Source organism: Curtobacterium sp. VKM Ac-2922, from assembly GCF_022815645.1.
Classification (GTDB): Bacteria; Actinomycetota; Actinomycetes; order Actinomycetales; family Microbacteriaceae; genus Curtobacterium.
In genome coordinates, this window is the sequence record NZ_JALGRO010000003.1 from 110,659 (window position 1) to 127,070 (window position 16,412).

Consider the following 16,412-nt stretch of genomic DNA (forward strand, 5'->3'; position numbering starts at 1 on the left):
CTGAACGTTCCTTCCGCGCTCTCCCACGTTGACGGGAGCAGCGCACCTCGACGATTCCGGAGGCTGCCACGGCAGCACCACCGCCCGACCGGGCGGTCGGCTCAACTCTACGGATTCCCGGAGGCTCCGTGCTGCGACGCATCCCGCGGCCGGCCCGATCGCGTTCGGGTGTTCCTCGTCCCCCGGGCGCTCAGCGACCCATCCCGCGCACGGTGAACCCGGCAGCGGTCCACGCGTCCCGGTCCAGGCAGTTGCGTCCGTCGACCACGACCGGCCGTGCCACCAGGTCAGCGACCGTGGCCGGGTCGAGCGTGCGGAACTCCGACCACTCGGTGAGCACGAGCACCAGGTCGGCGTCCTGCACCGCCTGGGTGGCGGAGTCGACGTAGGTCAGCTCCGGGCGGATGCGGGCCGCGGTGCCGTTCGCCTCGGGGTCGTACGCGCTGACGACGGCGCCGAGCTCGTGCAGACGGGCCGCGATGTCGAGCGCCGGCGAGTCGCGGACGTCGTCGGAGTTCGGCTTGAAGGCGAGCCCGAGCACCCCGACGCGCTTGCCGGTGACGTCGCCGTCGAGCAGCTCCTGGGCGAGGGTGACGACGTGCGCGCGGCGGCGCAGGTTGATCGCGTCGACGTCGGCCAGGAAGTCGAGCGACTCCCCCACGCCGAGCTCGGTCGCCCGGGCCTGGAACGCGCGGATGTCCTTCGGCAGGCACCCGCCGCCGAAGCCGAGCCCGGCGTTCAGGAACTTCCGTCCGATGCGCTCGTCGTGGCCGATGGCGTCGGCGAGCGCCGTGACGTCGGCTCCGACGACCTCGGCGATCTCGGCCATCGCGTTGATGAACGAGATCTTCGTCGCCAGGAACGCGTTCGCGCTGACCTTGACGAGCTCGGCGGTGGCCAGGTCGACGACCAGGCGCGGGGTGCCGGCAGCGATGGTGGTCGCGTAGACCTCGTCGAGTGCGTCGACGGCAGCCTGGCCGTCGGGCCCGGACGGCACGCCGTACACCAGGCGGTCGGGCGAGACGGTGTCCTTGACCGCGAAGCCCTCGCGCAGGAACTCCGGGTTCCACACCAGCGTCGCGCCGGGCACCGCCTGGGAGACCGACGCTGCCAGCCGTGCGGCCGTGCCCACGGGGACGGTGGACTTGCCGGCGACGACGTCACCGGCGGACAGGTGCGGGACGAGGGCAGCGACGGCGGCGTCGACGTAGGTGACGTCGGCCGCACCGGTCGGGCCCTGGGGCGTGCCGACGGCGACGAAGTGCACACGGGACCCGGCGACCTCGGCCACGTCGGTCGTGAACCGGATGCGCCCGGACGCGATGGCCTCGGACAGGATCTCGGGCAGTCCGGGTTCGAAGAACGGGGCGTCGCCCGCGGCGAGCCGTTCGATCTTCACCGGGTCGACGTCGACGGCGACGACCTCGTGTCCGAGCTTGGCCATGGAGGCGGCGTGCACGGCACCGAGGTACCCGCAGCCGATGACGGAGATCTTCACGCCACGACGCTACCGGACGTCGACCGGCTGCCGGACGTTCAGCGCCGCACGTCACCCCACGGCGGCCGGTCGGGTCCGCCGACGATCTCGTCCCAGTCCGGTTCGCGGTGGCGGCGACGGGCCTCGTACGTCTCGACCAGGTCGTGCAGCACGGCGACGACCAGGTCGGCGTGCGGGACGTCCGCCAGCACCACGGCGGGGTCGTCACCGGGGAACACCAGCACGTCACCGGAGCGGAACAGCCCCTGCAGGCCGCGTCGGCGCACCGTGACGTCGTAGCCGCGCGAGTGCAGCAGTTCCTGGCGCGTCCGGGTGCCGAGTCCCCGCACGACGACGAGCCGCCGCGTGGTCACGACGTACCGCTGGGTGAGCCACCGGACCAGGGGCACGAGGCCGCCGAACAGCACCAGCACGACCACGAGCACCGCGATCACCACGTTGATCCACGCGAGCTGCGCCTGGAAGACCCCGAAGCCGAAGCCCCCGGCGACGGCCACGAGCACGACGAACACCGCCGGTCGCACCAAGCTCCGGGCGTGCGGCCGGAGGCGTGCGACCACGCGTTCCGGCGGCGGCTCGGCGGTCATGGCGTCATGCATACCGCAGGTGGGTGAGGTCTCCCACGGCGACGCCCCTGGTCGAGCCGTCTCGGTCCCGGATCGTGATGCGACCCTCGTCGTCGATGCCGACCGCGTCCGCCTCGACCACCGTGCCGTCGGGCAGCTCGAGCCGCACCCGCGCGCCGATGGTGCCGCAGACCGCGCGGACGTGGGAGCGCACCGACTCGGCGGCCGCACCGCCGGCCGTCAGGCCGACCACCGCCTGTCGGACGGCGACGACGAAGGCGGAGAGCACGGCGTCGGCCAGCGCAGCCGCGTCGTCCGTCGCGCCGGCGACGGCCAGCGAGGTCGCGGTCGGCGTCGGCAGCCGGTCCGCCGGGATGGTCAGGTTGACACCGGCGCCGACCACGACGGAGCCGTCGGGCGCGACCTGGCAGAGGATCCCGCACACCTTGCGGCCGTCGACGAGCACGTCGTTCGGCCACTTCACCGCGACCCGGGAGGCGCGCCCCACGGCCGTCACGCCGGTCGCGTCCGCCGGTGCGGGCCCCAGGGCCGCCGCCACCGCGTCGCGCATGGCCGCGCCCGCCACGAGCGGCAGCCAGCCGCGGCTGCGGTCGTCGAGGTCGGCACGGACCAGCAGGCTGGCGGCGAGGGTCTCGCCGGCCGGGGCGGACCACGTCCGGTCGAGCCGTCCGCGCCCGGCGGTCTGGTCGAGGGTCACGACGACGCTGCCGTCGGCCAGGTCCGGCGCCGCGCTGAGCAGGTCGGCGTTGGTCGAACCGGTCGTCTCCCGCAGGTCCAGGACGGCTCCGGCGGACGCGACGACGGCACGGGAGCGCGGGAGCGCGGGTGTGGACATGCACGCAAATGTACGGGCAGGAACCGTGGGGGTCCTCCAACCGTCGGCCGTGGGTCCCCCGGTAGGGTGAGCGGGTGACTCAAGGCGACACCCCCGATCTCTCCACGACGGCCGGCCGGCTCGCCGACCTGCGCGTGCGGTACCACGAAGCCGTGACCGCCGCAGGCGAAGCCGCCATCGCGAAGCAGCACGCCAAGGGCAAGACCACGGCGCGCGAGCGGATCGAACAGCTCCTCGACGAGAACTCCTTCGTCGAGCTCGACGAGTTCGTCCGGCACCGCACGACCGCCTTCGGCATGGACGCCAAGCGCCCGTACGGCGACGCGGTCGTCACCGGCTTCGGCACGATCCACGGCCGTCAGGTCGCGGTCTACGCGCAGGACTTCACGGTCTTCGGCGGCTCGCTGGGCGAGGTCGCGGGCGAGAAGATCATCAAGGTGATGCAGCACGCGCTGAAGACGGGGGTGCCGATCATCGGCATCCTCGACTCGGGCGGCGCCCGCATCCAGGAGGGCGTCGTCGCCCTCGGCAAGTACGGCGAGATCTTCCGGCTCAACACGCAGGCGTCCGGGGTCATCCCGCAGATCTCGATCGTGATGGGGCCGGCGGCCGGCGGTGCCGTGTACTCCCCCGCCCTCACCGACTTCGTCATCATGGTCGACAAGACCAGCCACATGTTCGTCACCGGGCCCGACGTCATCAAGACCGTCACGGGCGAGGACGTCGGCTTCGAGGAACTCGGCGGCGCGCAGACCCACAACGCGATCTCCGGCGTGGCGCACTACCTGGCCGAGGACGAGTCCGACGCACTGGACTACGCCCGGTCGCTCATCGGCTTCCTGCCGGACAACAACCTGTCGGACCCGCCGGCCTACGACGTCGCCCCCGAGCTCGAGACGACCGACGCCGACCGCGAGCTCGACGTCGTGATCCCGGACTCCGCCAACCAGCCCTACGACGTCCGCCAGGTCATCGAGCACGTGGTGGACGACGGCGACTTCCTCGAGGTGCAGCCGCTCTTCGCGCCGAACATCCTGATCGGGTTCGGCCGGGTCGAAGGCCGGACCGTCGGCATCATCGCCAACCAGCCGCAGGCGATGGCGGGCACCCTCAACATCGACGCGGGCGAGAAGGCCGCGCGCTTCGTCCGGTTCTGCGACGCGTTCGGCATCCCGATCCTGACCCTCGTCGACGTGCCCGGGTACCTGCCCGGCACCGACCAGGAGTGGACCGGTGTGATCCGCCGCGGCGCCAAGCTGCTGTACGCCTACGCCGAGGCCACGGTCCCGCTCGTCACCGTCATCACGCGCAAGGCCTACGGCGGCGCGTACATCGTGATGGGGTCGAAGCAGCTCGGCGCGGACATCAACCTGGCGTGGCCGACGGCCGAGATCGCGGTGATGGGCGGCCAGGGCGCCGTCAACATCCTGTACCGGTCCGAGATCAAGCGCGCCGAAGAAGCCGGCGAGGACGTCGCCGCCGTGCGCTCCCGACTGGCGAACGAGTACACCTACAACGTCGCGTCGCCGTACCTGGCGGCCGAGCGCGGGGAGCTCGACGGCATCATCCAACCGCACGCCACCCGCGTGTCCGTGATCAAGGCCCTCCGTGCACTCCGGGGCAAGCGTGCGTCGCTGCCGCCGAAGAAGCACGGCAACATCCCGCTGTGACGGTGCGCTGATGGCCAAGCACGCAGCAGCGGTCCCCGCGGACGAACCGGCATCGGTGGCGGACGTGCGGGTCGTGTCCGGCGACCCCACACCCGAGGAACTGGCCGCGGTCGTCGCCGTCCTGCAGCGACAGGCCGACGAGGCCGCCGCATCCGGTCGAGCACGGATCACGGTCTCGCCGCGCGCATCGTGGGACGCATCGGCGCGTGGGCTCCGCGGTTCCCTGCCCGCGGGTCACGGGGCCTGGTCGCGCTCGTTGCGGTAGCCCGCAACCCGCCCGCACGACGCTCGAGCCCCCTTCCGTGGCGCGGGAGCTCCGTGCAACGATGTACCCCTGCCCTCGACCACCCCGTCGGCGTCGTCCCCTGCACTTCCCGGTCCGTCTCCCCTCGATCGGGGGGCAGGATTCCTGAGGAACTCGGCGAAATGGGCAGAATTGTCCCCCGAAATGACGACTGACATGCGGGATCGCAGTCGGCATAGTAGTCAGTGTTCGGTGTCCTTCTACGAAGTACATCGCCGGACGGTGGCCGACTAGGGTACGACGCCATCGTCCATTGCGAGTCAGGGCGATATTCGGGTTGTCGCTCTGCCTCGGGTCGTGAACGGGCCGGTCGGGTTCTCCGGCCGGCCCGTTCCCCGTTCCCTCGTCGTCCACGGCCGACTGGTCGCGACACCCCGCTCAGTACCGCCGACTGATCGAAGAAGGTCGGCTCGAGTCCTGCGGACCGACGATCTGCGACCACTCGACGTTCGGCTCCGGATCCGGCGACGTGACCGGCCAGCCCGGGCGAGGTCCTTGGCGGACCCACACCGAGCCTCCAGACCGGGTCGGCGGCCCCGGCCGCCTCAGACGGACTCGTGCCGCGGGATCTCGAGCCACAGGGCGACGGAGTCGTCCTCGTCGCCGTCCTCGTCGTCGTCGTTGCCCGCGCCCAGCGCCGCCGACTCGCTCGCCGCCAGGTCCAGCCGCAGGCCCACGACCGTGACGGCCGCGCCGGAGCCCTCGGGGACGGTGCGCACGATGACGTTGTCGGCGTCGTGGGCCTGCCGGAGGGCATCGGCCAGGCGCAGGTGGATGCGACGCAGGTCGTCGACCGGCAACTCGTCGAGACCACCGTCGTCGTGCAGCTGCACCACGGCCCCGCGCCGACGCAGGCGCATCACCTCGTCGCGGACGTCGTCGGACAGCAGCGAGCGACCGCGGATCTCGTCGCGGATTGCCTGTTCGAGGTGCAGGCACTCGGTGCGCTCGTCCTCGGTCAGGTCGCCGCGGACGTCGATGATCCGCTGGAGCATCGGCAGCGCCATCCGCGTGGTCTGGCTCAGGCGGAACTGCCGCTCGAACACGTGCGCGTCCTGGGCGGCCTGCCAGTCGGCGGTCTCCTGTTCGGCCCGCATGAAGTCCCGGGTGACGCGGGTCGCACGGTTCATCGCCGCGGTGAACACTGACGCCACGCCCAACCAGGCGGTGCTGCCGAGCACGCCGAGCGACACGAGCGCGCCCGGGCCCGCCCAGAACAGCGTGTAGACGGCCAGGAACAGGACCCCCGCCCACGCGAACGGTGCCCGCCCACGGACCGCCAGCACGACCATCAGCGTGCAGACGGCGGCGACCCACCACGTGGTGTGGCCGAGCGGCTCGCCCACGTCGACCGTGGGTGACGCGACGACGGGGATCGCGACCACCGTCGCCAGCGAGAAGCACGCGACCCACACGGGCAGCGCACGCCCGCGGACGAACAGCGCCGCACCCGTGGCAGCCGCGTACAGCACCATGCACGCCACGACCGGCCCGACCGAGGTCATCTGCGGCAGCGTCGTCAGCGCGAGGACCAGGTGGTAGACGGAGAACAGCGTCGCCAGGCCGGTCGCGATGCTCGCCGGGATCGAGACCCTCATCCGCGGAGCTCCTCGTCGTCATCGTGCCGCTGGGTCCCGGTCCAGGTCAGCACGATCCGCGTCCCGGCTCCCGGTGCCGAGTCGATGTGTGCGACCCCGCCCGCCGTCGCGACCCGTTCGATGATCGACCGTCGGACGCCGAGTCGCTCGGGCGGGATCGAGCCCACGTCGAAGCCGGCACCGTCGTCCCCGACCTCGACCCGCACCGTGTCACCGTCGACGTGTCGGACGGCCACCCACCGGTCGACGCAGTCACCGGCGTGCTGCACGCTGTTGACGGCTGCCTGCAGCGCGGCGGATGCGATCGCGTCCGCCACCGACGCCGGCAGACTCGTGGCGGCGGCACCGGCGGGGGCCGCCGTGACGCGGACCGGGGCCGCCAGGGCAGCGACGCCCGCGGCGATCCGCTGTCGGAGCTCCACCAGGGTCACGGGCGGCACGTCGCCCGGGGCGTCGGCAGCCGCCGCGCCCAGGTGGTCGATCGCGTTCCTGGCCATCCGCGCGGACAGCTGCATGCCGTCAGGCGTGTCGGCGCGTGCGGAAGACAGCAGGGTCGTCAGGACGCTGTCGTGCACGATCGAGTCGACCTGCACACGCTCCACCTCGGTCGCGTGCGCGCGGATCGCATCGGCGTACCGCCGGACCGCGGTCGCCTGGGCCGTGTCGACCGCCGCGGCTGCACGACGCAGCACGACGATGATGACGAGCCCCGCGCCACCGAGGATCGCGACGTACACGCCGTCCAGCAGCGCACGGGTGAACCCGAGACCACCACCGGCCGGCAGCATCCGGATGACGACGTACCCCGCCGGCACGACGACGTTGTACACGGTCGCGCGCCACGGTGCCATGCCGATCGCGGCCGCGATGGTCCCGACGTTGCAGAACCACCACGGCCACGGCGCCTTGCCGGGGTCGAGCGGATCGACGACCGTGGCCGGCCAGGTGAAGAGCGCGACCACGAAGAGCAGTGCGCAGACGATCTGCGCCGGCTGCGCCAGCTGCGGGGCGAACGCCGAAGCGCCCACGAACAGCAGCGCCGCGCCGAAGACGCCGACCGCGACCGGACCCCAGAACGGATCGAGGTGCGGGAGCTGGTCGAGCACCTGGGCCGCGTTGACCAGCCCGAGGCACACGCCGCCGACGGCGAGCATGATCGAGAGCACCCGTTCGACCGACCGCTCGGAGATCGTCGCCCGCACGCCACGTGCGGGGTCCGACCCGAAGGGTGCGACCTCGGACGTCATCGTGTCACCGCCGCGGATCGACGGTCCATGGTCGAGTCAGCGCCCGCCGCGGATCGACGGTCCATGGTCGGGTCAGCGCCCGTCGCCGTCGGTGTCCAGCCCGGAGTCGAGGCCGGGGAGGATGCCGTCCTCGACCGCACGACGGAGCAGGTCGACCTTGGTCGGCGCGGGACGCCCCACCTCGACGTACTTGACGCGGATGCGGTCGAGGTACTCACGGGCGGTCGAGTACCCGATGCCGAGCTGCTGTGCCGCGAGCTTGAGCGGCAGGCCCGATGCGTACAGGTGCAGGATCTCGCGCTCACGCCGACCCAGCTGAGCCTTGGCGAAGTCACGGTCGGCGTCGATCGCGCTCGCCCACTCGAGGTTGTTGAGCACGTCACCGCGCGCCACGGTGGCGACGGCCGCCATCACGGTCTTCGTCGCCGAGGACTTCGGGATCACGCCGGCAGCCCCTGCTGCCAGCGCCTCACGCACGTTCGCGACGCGGTCGGCGATGCTGTGCACCAGGACGGCGGACCCGGTGCCCTGGACGCCCTTGACGTTCTCGGTGACGGTCGAGCCGTCACCGAGCGACAGGTCGAGGACGACGACGTCGACCTCGCGGCCGTCGAGGTTCGCGATGTACTCGGGGACGCTCGCCGCGGTCAGCACGACCTCGAAGCCCTCGTTCTGACACGCGGCCTGGATGCCGAGCCGGACGGACTCGTGGTCGTCGACGATCGCGACGCGCACCGGCCTGGTGGTCAGTCCGGTCGTCCCTGTGGTTGTGGTCGTTTCTGCTGGCACGGTGACCTCTCGTTCCGACGGGCCCGGCCCCTGAAACCGGGTTGTCGTCAGCAACGAGGATACCCAGGTCGCCAGGGGGTCTGAGCCCCGACCCGGCCACCCGGCGCTATGCGATCGGCACGAGGCGTGCGACGGCCTCCATGTGGTGCGTGTGCGGGAACAGGTCGAACGCCCGCAGCGCCTGGAGCCGGTAGCCCAGGTCGGCGAACGTGGCGACGTCACGCGCCAGGGCGACGGGGTCGCAGGCAACGTAGACGACCTGCGCCGGCTGGAGTGCCGCGATCTGCACCACCACCTCACGCCCGGCTCCGGAGCGCGGCGGGTCGAGCACGATCGTTCCCGCGCGGTACCGCTGCCGCTCGGCGGGCGTGGCGGTCGACGCGGTGCGGGCCAGCCAGCGGTCGACCCGGGCGGTCTCGGCGCGGGCGCCGATCCACTCCGCCAGGTTCTCCTGCGCGTGCTCGGTCGCCCGGCCGGAGCTCTCGACGCTCGTGATGCGTGCCTTCGGGCCGACCAGGTCGCCGAGCGCCGCCGCCAGCAGTCCGACGCCGCCGTACAGGTCCAGGTGGGTGCCCTCGGCATCCAGGCGCTCGCGGTCGACCAGGTCCTGCACGGCCTCGGTCAGCACGGCCGCCGCGGCGTGGTGCACCTGCCAGAACCCGGTGTCGTCGACCTGGAACGTCCGCTCGCCGACCGTCTCGGTGATGACGGTCGGCTTCTGGTCGTCGATGACCAGGCGCGCTCCGTCGACGTCGCTCGGCGCCAGCACGTCGATGACCGACGCGCCGGGCATCGCGGCACGGCCGAGCGGGGCGCTCTGCTGCACGGCGGCGGTCGCCAGGGGCAGCGAACGGACCGGGACCACGTCGTGCGACCGTGCGGCGAAGGGGCCGGCCGTGCCGTCCTCGGCGACGTGCAGCCGGACGCGGGTGCGCCAGCCCAGGCCGTTCGCCGCGTCGTCGCCGGGTGCGGCCTCGACCACGACGTCGTGGCCGAGCGTCTCGGCCAGGTCGAGGTGGGCGAACCGCGCGAACGCGTCGACCAGCACGTCGTGCTTGAGCGTGCGCTGGTGGGCCAGCGCGATGTGGCCGAACTCGGCGCCGCCGGGACGCTCGGCGGGGTCGCGGTCGAGCGCGGCCTCGGGCCAGACGTGGTCGACGCGGTGCTCGCTGGGCGTGACGACGCTGACCGTGTCCGCGCGCCAGAACGACTTCTTGCGGTCCTCGGTCACCCGGGCCACCACGCGCTCACCCGGGATCGCATCCGAGACGAACACCACGCGCCCCTCGTGTCGTGCCACCGAGATCCCGCCGTGGGCGATCCCGGTGACGTCGAGCTCGAGCAGCGTTCCGACCGATTCACCCATGGTTCGATGTTCCCATGCGTCTGTACCTCGCGAGTACGTCCCCCGCCCGCCGAGCCCTGCTCGCCCAGTCCGGCATCGAGCCGGTACTGGTGTCGCCGGGGGTCGACGAGGACGCCGCCGCGGCCGCCGAGTCGGCGCGGCTCGGGCGCGCCCTGACCGGACCCGAACTCGTGTCGCTGCTCGCGATGGCCAAGGCGTCGGCGGTCGCGGACGCCGCCGTCGCCGGGTCGCCGGTGGACGGGTTCGTGTTCGGGGGCGACTCGGCGTTCGAGGTCGACGGGCGCCTGTACGGCAAGCCCCACGACCCACAGGTGGCTCGGGAGCGCTGGCGGGGGATGCTGGCCGCCGGCGGCGGGACGCTGTGGAGCGGGCACTGTGTGGTGGACCGGCGCCGCGACGTGGACCCGGCCGCGGTCCGGACGGGAGGCCCGGGTGCGGCCCGCACCGCGCCTCCCGTCCGTCGCGGTGCCGGTGCCGACCCGGTGGCCGGTGCCGACGCGATGGCCGGTGCCGACACGGTGGCCGGTCCGGACCCGCTCGCCGCGCTCCGTGACGTCGCGCCCGGCGGGTCCGCGCTCGTCGTCGACGGCGACCGTGTCGTCGCGGTCGACAGCGCGGTGCTCACCTTCGCCGACGACGTGTCCCCGGACGAGATCGACGCGTACGTCGCGACGGGCGAACCGCTCGAGGTGGCGGGGGCGTTCACGATCGACGGCCGGGCCGCCGCGTACATCACCCGGATCGACGGCGCCCCGTCGGCCGTGGTCGGACTGTCGCTGCCGGTCCTGCGCTCGATGCTGCTGCGGGGGTTCGGCGTGGCGTGGCACGATCTGTGGGCACTGTAGACATCCACACTGCTTCGGGGCCGTTCTTTGTGGATGCCGCTCAATTCACGGGTGCGCTGCACGAATACGCTGGCTTACCATGCCCCGTATCAGCAAGGTCCTCATCGCGAACCGCGGCGAGATCGCCGTCCGCATCATCCGTGCGGCCCGCGATGCTGGAAAGGCCTCGGTCGCCGTCTACGCCGACCAGGACCGTGACGCCCTGCACGCACGCCTCGCTGACGAGGCCTACGCGCTGAACGGCACCACCAGCGCCGACACGTACCTGGTGATCGACAAGATCATCTCGGTCGCCCGTCGCTCCGGCGCGGACGCCGTGCACCCCGGGTACGGCTTCCTGGCCGAGAACGCCGACTTCGCCCGCGCGGTCATCGACGCGGGTCTGGTCTGGATCGGCCCGTCGCCCGACTCGATCGAGCGCCTCGGGGACAAGGTCTCCGCGCGCCACGTCGCCGAGAAGGTCGGCGCGCCGCTCGCCCCCGGCACCATCGAGCCGGTGCAGGACGTGTCCGAGGTCGTCGACTTCGTCGACCAGGTCGGCCTGCCCGTCGCGATCAAGGCGGCGTTCGGCGGCGGCGGCCGTGGCCTCAAGGTCGTGCGCTCGCGCGACGAGGTGGAAGCGCAGTTCGAGTCCGCGACGCGCGAGGCCATCGCCGCCTTCGGACGCGGCGAGTGCTTCGTCGAGAAGTACCTCGACAAGCCCCGGCATGTCGAGACCCAGTGCCTGGCCGACCAGCACGGCAACGTGGTCGTCGTGTCGACGCGCGACTGCTCGCTGCAGCGCCGCCACCAGAAGCTCGTCGAAGAAGCACCCGCGCCGTACCTGACCGACGCCCAGACGGCCGCACTCTACGACTCGTCGAAGGCGATCCTGCGCGAGGTCGGCTACGTCGGTGCCGGCACGTGCGAGTTCCTCATCGGGGCCGACGGCACCGTGTCGTTCCTCGAGGTGAACACGCGCCTGCAGGTCGAGCACTGCGTGTCCGAAGAGGTCACCGGCATCGACCTGGTGCGCGAGCAGTTCCGCATCGCCGAGGGCGGCGTGCTCGACTACGACGACCCGGCGCCGCGCGGGCACTCGTTCGAGTTCCGGATCAACGGCGAGGACGCTGGCCGCAACTTCTTCCCCGCGCCCGGACCCGTGCACGTGTTCCACGCACCGTCCGGCCCCGGCGTGCGCGTCGACTCCGGCGTGGTGTCGGGTGACGTCGTCTCCGGGTCGTTCGACTCGATGCTCGCGAAGCTGATCGTCACCGGGGCCACCCGCGCCGAGGCGCTCGAGCGGTCGCGGCGTGCCCTCGCCGAGTTCGAGGTCGCCGGGCTGCCCACGGTCATCCCGTTCCACCGCGCCGTCGTGTCCGACCCGGCGTTCGCCACCCCCGACGACGTCCCGTTCAGCGTGTACACGCAGTGGATCGAGACCGACTTCGTCAACGAGATCCCGGCGTGGAGCGGCTCCCCCGAGGAACTGCCGTCGCCCGTCGAGCGCGACACCGTCGTGGTCGAGGTGCAGGGCAAGCGCATCGAGGTCACCATGCCCGCGATCGTCGGCGGCGGCGCTGCCGGTGCCGCGGGTCGTCGCCCGGCCGGTCCGTCCGCTCCCCCGCGTCGTCGTTCGTCTGCCGTGCGCGGAGGCCTGGCGTCCTCGGGTGCCGCGGTGACCTCGCCGATGCAGGCCACCGTGGTCAAGCTGGCGGTCGCCGAGGGTGACACCGTGGTGAAGGGCGACCTGCTCGTCGTGCTCGAGGCCATGAAGATGGAACAGCCCGTGCAGGCCCACAAGGACGGCGTCGTCACGTCGCTCAACGCCCCCGTCGGCCAGACGATCTCGTCCGGCCACGTCCTGCTCGAGCTCGCGTAGCCGCGGCGCGGCCGCGGCCGGCGGCCGCTGCGCCGCGCCGCTTAGCACCCCTGCACGAACATCGCGCCCCGTTGCCACGGGGCGCGATGTTCTTCAGAGGGCGCGAAGCGCTGCGGCACGCCAAGCACCCGCCCAGTTCGGCCCGAGAGCGACCCCGGCGTCGTGGAGTCGCCGCGGCAGCTGCCCGCCCGGCATGGCATCAGCCCAGACGACTCGGCCGAAGTGCATGACCCCGGGCTTCCGGCGGAGGGAGTCCTCGCGTCGCTTCTCTTCGACGACGACCTCGTCAGGCGACCGCCCCTTCCGGAGTCGAGGATCCAGGTACTTCACGTCACCGTCGAACTCGATCACCGTGCCCGATGCAGGGAACCAGAAGTCGACCCGCTCCTGCCCGCCCCATTCGGTGTCGAAGGCGTGCTGCAGGACCGGCTCTGGTGCCCCGAGGACGTGCGCACCCCATCGCGTGATGCTCTCGCCGGGTGACTCTGCCCCGGCATCAGCGACCTCGATGAGCTCCGCAGCACGCCGCCGCGCTCGTGCCGCGCCTCGACTGGCGAGTTCCGCGCACAGGGCGGCTCGTGTGATGCCACGACGGAGGACGGCGTCGAGGACGACGATCGCTCGCCACGGATGCTCCGAGAGCGCAACATCGACCGCCGTCACGACGAGGGACGTGGTCGCGACCCCCGACAGCAGCACCATGTCCGGGATCCGGCCCGCCGTACCGACTCGCCGGATGACACCCTTGCTCTGCCCACGGTCGCGCGACGGGTCGGTGACGATCACGTGGTCGCCGAACGCGCCGATCCACGGCAGGCCGTGCAGCGCGACGGCCGATCGGTGGGACACGACGAGCCCCGATCCGGGCAGCCAGTCCACGGCCCGGACGAGCGCTGCGTGACGATCACGTGCACTCGCTCCGTTCCACTGCGTCGCGTCTGCGAAGTGCCCTCGGCGGACCCTGACCAGGACGCCGCGGTCCGCACTGCGTCGGACCTGAGCGGCTGACGCGGCGTCCATGCCGGCGCCCGTGGAGACCAGTTCGATGCACATCGGTCGACGATCGCACTCGTCACGGGTGCCGGGGACTGACCGAGCGAGCCGGTGGACGGGGCTGAGCGGAGCCTCCGCTGTGGAGGAGCGGGCTGATCGACAATGCACCCCCGCACGAACATCGCGCCCCGAGGAGACGGGGCGCGATGTTCGTGCGGGGGTGCGAAGCGGCGGGGCGGCCGGGCGGCCAGGCGGCCGGGCCGCGGGGCCCGCGGCCCCTACGACACGCGGGGGCGGATCGCCTCGGCGAGGGCGTCGACCAGCGACTGGGCCTGGGCGGGCGTCCCTGCGACGGTGTCGATGTAGACCTTCACCTTGGGCTCGGTGCCACTCGGGCGGACGATGACCCGCGCCTCGCCCTGCAGGTCGTAGCGCAGGATGTCGGACGGCGGGAAGCCGTCCACCCCACCGGCGTAGTCGGTGCTCCGGAGCACGGTCAGCGGCCCCAGCATCGACGGCGGCGACGACCGGAGTTCCTGCATGATCGTGCCGATGCGGGCGAGGTCGTCCACCCGGGTCGCGACCTGCCCGGAGGCGAACGCACCGAACTCCGTCGCGAAGGCCTCGAGCTCCCCGGCGATGCTCGAACCGGCTGCCGCCACGGACGTCGCCAGGTCGAGCAGCACGAGCGCCGCCGAGATGCCGTCCTTGTCGCGGACGACGTCGGGGTCGACCAGGTAACCGAGGGCTTCTTCGTACCCGAACAGCAGGTCGGGCACGCGCGAGACCCACTTGAAGCCCGTGAGCGTGTCGCGGTACCCGAGACCGTGCCGGGCCGCGACCCGGGACAGCGCCGGCGACGACACGATCGACGCGGCGAGCACACCGGAGCGCCCTGCCGCTGTCGCACGCTTGGCCGCGCTCCACCCGAGCAGCCACCCGACCTCGTTGCCGGAGAGCCGCCGGTACGATCCGGCACCGTCCGGGATCGCCAGTGCGAGCCGGTCGGCGTCCGGGTCGTTCGCGATGACCAGGTCGGCGCCGACGGCCACGCCGCGGGCGATCGCCAGGTCCATCGCTCCTGGTTCTTCGGGGTTCGGGAACGCCACGGTCGGGAAGGCGCCGTCGGGCTCGATCTGCTCGGTCACGACGGCCGGCTCGGCGAACCCGGCAGCGGTGAACACCGCGCGGGCGGTCTGCCACCCGACCCCGTGCATGGCCGTGTAGACGACGCGTGGCTGCGCATCGACCGGGAGGGCCGGGGCCGGCACGATCGCGGCCGTCGCGGCCACGTACGCCTGGACCAGGTCCGTACCCGCCACGACGAAGTCAGTCGCCCTGGGCAGGTCCCCCAGCGGCGCTGCCGCGACGGCATCGATGGCCGCGGCGATCGCACCGTCGACGGGCGGCACGATCTGCGAACCGTCGTCGTCGCCACCGAGGTAGACCTTGTAGCCGTTGTCACGCGGTGGGTTGTGGCTCGCGGTGACCATCACACCGGCACCGACGCCCAGGTGCCGCACGGCGAAAGCCAGCACGGGTGTTGGCAGCGCCGACGGCAGCAGCGTGACGTCGAGGCCCAGGCCCCGCATGACCTCGGCAGAGTCGCGCGCGAAGACGTCGGAGTTCACCCGGCCGTCGTACCCGATCACGACGCTGCGGTCACGACCGGTGTCGATGAGGAACCGGGCGAGCCCGGCCGCAGCCTGTGTGACGACCACGCGGTTCATCCGCAGCGGTCCCCACCCGAGCTCGGCGCGGAGCCCGGCCGTGCCGAACTGCAGCCGACCGGCGAACCGTTCCTGCAGCTCGGCGAGGGCCGACGTGTCCCCGCTGCCGGCCGCCGCGACCACGGCGTCGAGCGCGTCGCGGGTCTCGGGGTCGGGGTCCTGCACGAGCCACGCCCGCGCGGTGTCGAGCGGCGTGGTGTCGGCGGTCAGGTCACCGTCGGCGATCGCGCCGTCCGAGGGGCCGGCGTACCCGGTCACAGTGCAGCCACGACCCGGGCGAGCAGGTCCGCGATCACCGGCTCGGCCTGACGACCGGCCTCGAGCACCTCGGTGTGGGACAGCGGCGTCGTCTGGATGCCGGCTGCCAGGTTCGTGATGAGCGAGAAGCCCAGGATCTCCATGCCGGCCTGGCGCGCGGCGATCGCTTCGAGCGCGGTGGACATGCCGACGATGTGCCCGCCGATCGTCTTGGCCATCTGGACCTCGGCCGGGGTCTCGTAGTGGGGCCCGCGGAACTGGGTGTAGACGCCCTCGTCCAGCGAGGGGTCGACCGTGCGCGCGATGTCCCGCAGCCGGGCGGAGTACAGGTCGGTCAGGTCGACGAACGTCGCGCCTTCGAGCGGGCTGTCCGCCGTCAGGTTGATGTGGTCACTGATGAGCACGGGCGTGCCGGGCGTCCAGTGTTCCTTGATGCCACCGGCTCCGTTCGTCAGCACCATCGTGCCGGCACCGGTCGCTGCCGCGGTACGGACGCTGTGCACGACCCGACGGACGCCGTGGCCTTCGTAGTAGTGCGTGCGCGCGCCGATGACGAGCGCGTGCCGCCCGTCGGCCAGGCGGATGGACCGGACCGTGCCGGAGTGCCCGGGCACCGCCGAGGCGCTGAAGCCGGGGACCTGGTCGGCCGGGATCTCGGAGACGGTCTCACCGATCAGGTCGGCGGCCTTACCCCACCCGGAACCGAGCGTGAGGGCGATGTCGTGCCGCTCGATGCCGGACGTCGTGGCGATGACGGCGGCGGCATCGCGAGCGACGTCGAAGGGGTCGACGGAGGGGTCGTTGAGCGGGTTCGTGCTTGCCATGCCGCAA

14 protein-coding genes are annotated in these 16,412 nt (G+C 72.3%); 4 read left to right on the forward strand and 10 right to left on the reverse strand.

Annotated features, from left to right (window positions below; genetic code table 11):
• Positions 1-190: 190 nt before the first annotated feature.
• The 3 genes from MT346_RS04250 to MT346_RS04260 are packed head-to-tail and all read right to left on the reverse strand — an operon-like array spanning position 191 to position 2,920.
• The gene (locus tag MT346_RS04250; RefSeq protein ID WP_243561586.1) at positions 191-1,498 is read right to left on the reverse strand and encodes a UDP-glucose/GDP-mannose dehydrogenase family protein; all 1,308 of its coding nucleotides are present in this window, start codon (positions 1,496-1,498) and stop codon (positions 191-193) included.
• Between the two features lie 38 nt (positions 1,499-1,536).
• Complete coding sequence (locus MT346_RS04255) at positions 1,537-2,085, reverse strand: PH domain-containing protein (RefSeq protein WP_243561587.1); 549 nt, start codon at positions 2,083-2,085, stop codon at positions 1,537-1,539.
• A gap of 4 nt (positions 2,086-2,089) precedes the next feature.
• A complete protein-coding gene (locus MT346_RS04260) occupies positions 2,090-2,920 on the reverse strand; it encodes a biotin--[acetyl-CoA-carboxylase] ligase (protein WP_243561588.1) in 831 nt (276 codons plus the stop codon).
• A 74-nt stretch (positions 2,921-2,994) separates the two neighbouring features.
• Between MT346_RS04260 and MT346_RS04265 the strand changes: the two genes are divergently transcribed.
• On the forward strand, positions 2,995-4,590 hold the full coding sequence (locus tag MT346_RS04265) for an acyl-CoA carboxylase subunit beta (protein ID WP_243561590.1): 1,596 nt from the start codon (positions 2,995-2,997) through the stop codon (positions 4,588-4,590).
• Between the two features lie 10 nt (positions 4,591-4,600).
• The gene (locus MT346_RS04270) at positions 4,601-4,855 is read left to right on the forward strand and encodes an acyl-CoA carboxylase subunit epsilon (RefSeq protein WP_243561591.1); all 255 of its coding nucleotides are present in this window, start codon (positions 4,601-4,603) and stop codon (positions 4,853-4,855) included.
• 584 nt (positions 4,856-5,439) lie between these two features.
• Here the strand turns inward: MT346_RS04270 and MT346_RS04275 are convergent.
• From MT346_RS04275 to MT346_RS04290, 4 genes are all read right to left on the reverse strand, one after another.
• Positions 5,440-6,492, reverse strand: coding sequence for a hypothetical protein (locus MT346_RS04275; protein WP_243561592.1), 1,053 nt, complete (start codon positions 6,490-6,492; stop codon positions 5,440-5,442).
• Positions 6,489-7,739: a sensor histidine kinase gene (locus MT346_RS04280; RefSeq protein WP_243561594.1), complete on the reverse strand. Its 1,251-nt coding sequence runs from the start codon at positions 7,737-7,739 to the stop codon at positions 6,489-6,491. Before MT346_RS04280 ends, MT346_RS04275 begins: the two co-directional genes overlap by 4 nt.
• A 72-nt stretch (positions 7,740-7,811) precedes the next feature.
• On the reverse strand, positions 7,812-8,474 hold the full coding sequence (locus MT346_RS04285; protein WP_308221871.1) for a response regulator transcription factor: 663 nt from the start codon (positions 8,472-8,474) through the stop codon (positions 7,812-7,814).
• Between the two features lie 160 nt (positions 8,475-8,634).
• Positions 8,635-9,894 carry a class I SAM-dependent RNA methyltransferase gene (locus MT346_RS04290; RefSeq protein WP_243561596.1) on the reverse strand — a complete coding sequence of 420 codons (1,260 nt, stop codon included), beginning with the start codon at positions 9,892-9,894 and terminating at the stop codon, positions 8,635-8,637.
• Positions 9,895-9,908: 14 nt separating this feature from the next.
• On the opposite strand from MT346_RS04290, the gene MT346_RS04295 reads away from it, so the two are divergent.
• Complete coding sequence (locus MT346_RS04295; protein ID WP_243561597.1) at positions 9,909-10,739, forward strand: nucleoside triphosphate pyrophosphatase; 831 nt, start codon at positions 9,909-9,911, stop codon at positions 10,737-10,739.
• 79 nt (positions 10,740-10,818) lie between these two features.
• Entirely contained in the window at positions 10,819-12,600 is a 1,782-nt protein-coding gene (locus MT346_RS04300) for a biotin carboxylase N-terminal domain-containing protein (protein ID WP_243561599.1), read from the forward strand.
• A gap of 93 nt (positions 12,601-12,693) precedes the next feature.
• Here MT346_RS04300 and MT346_RS04305 read toward each other — a convergent pair whose 3' ends face one another.
• The 3 genes from MT346_RS04305 to MT346_RS04315 all read right to left on the reverse strand — a co-directional run bounded on the left by MT346_RS04305 (position 12,694) and on the right by MT346_RS04315 (position 16,405).
• Positions 12,694-13,653, reverse strand: coding sequence for a hypothetical protein (locus MT346_RS04305; RefSeq protein ID WP_243561601.1), 960 nt, complete (start codon positions 13,651-13,653; stop codon positions 12,694-12,696).
• Between the two features lie 218 nt (positions 13,654-13,871).
• The gene (locus MT346_RS04310) at positions 13,872-15,533 is read right to left on the reverse strand and encodes a phospho-sugar mutase (RefSeq protein WP_243561806.1); all 1,662 of its coding nucleotides are present in this window, start codon (positions 15,531-15,533) and stop codon (positions 13,872-13,874) included.
• Between the two features lie 44 nt (positions 15,534-15,577).
• Positions 15,578-16,405, reverse strand: a complete 828-nt coding sequence (locus MT346_RS04315) for a purine-nucleoside phosphorylase (RefSeq protein WP_243561602.1) — start codon at positions 16,403-16,405, stop codon at positions 15,578-15,580.
• Between the last annotated feature and the right edge of the window lie 7 nt (positions 16,406-16,412).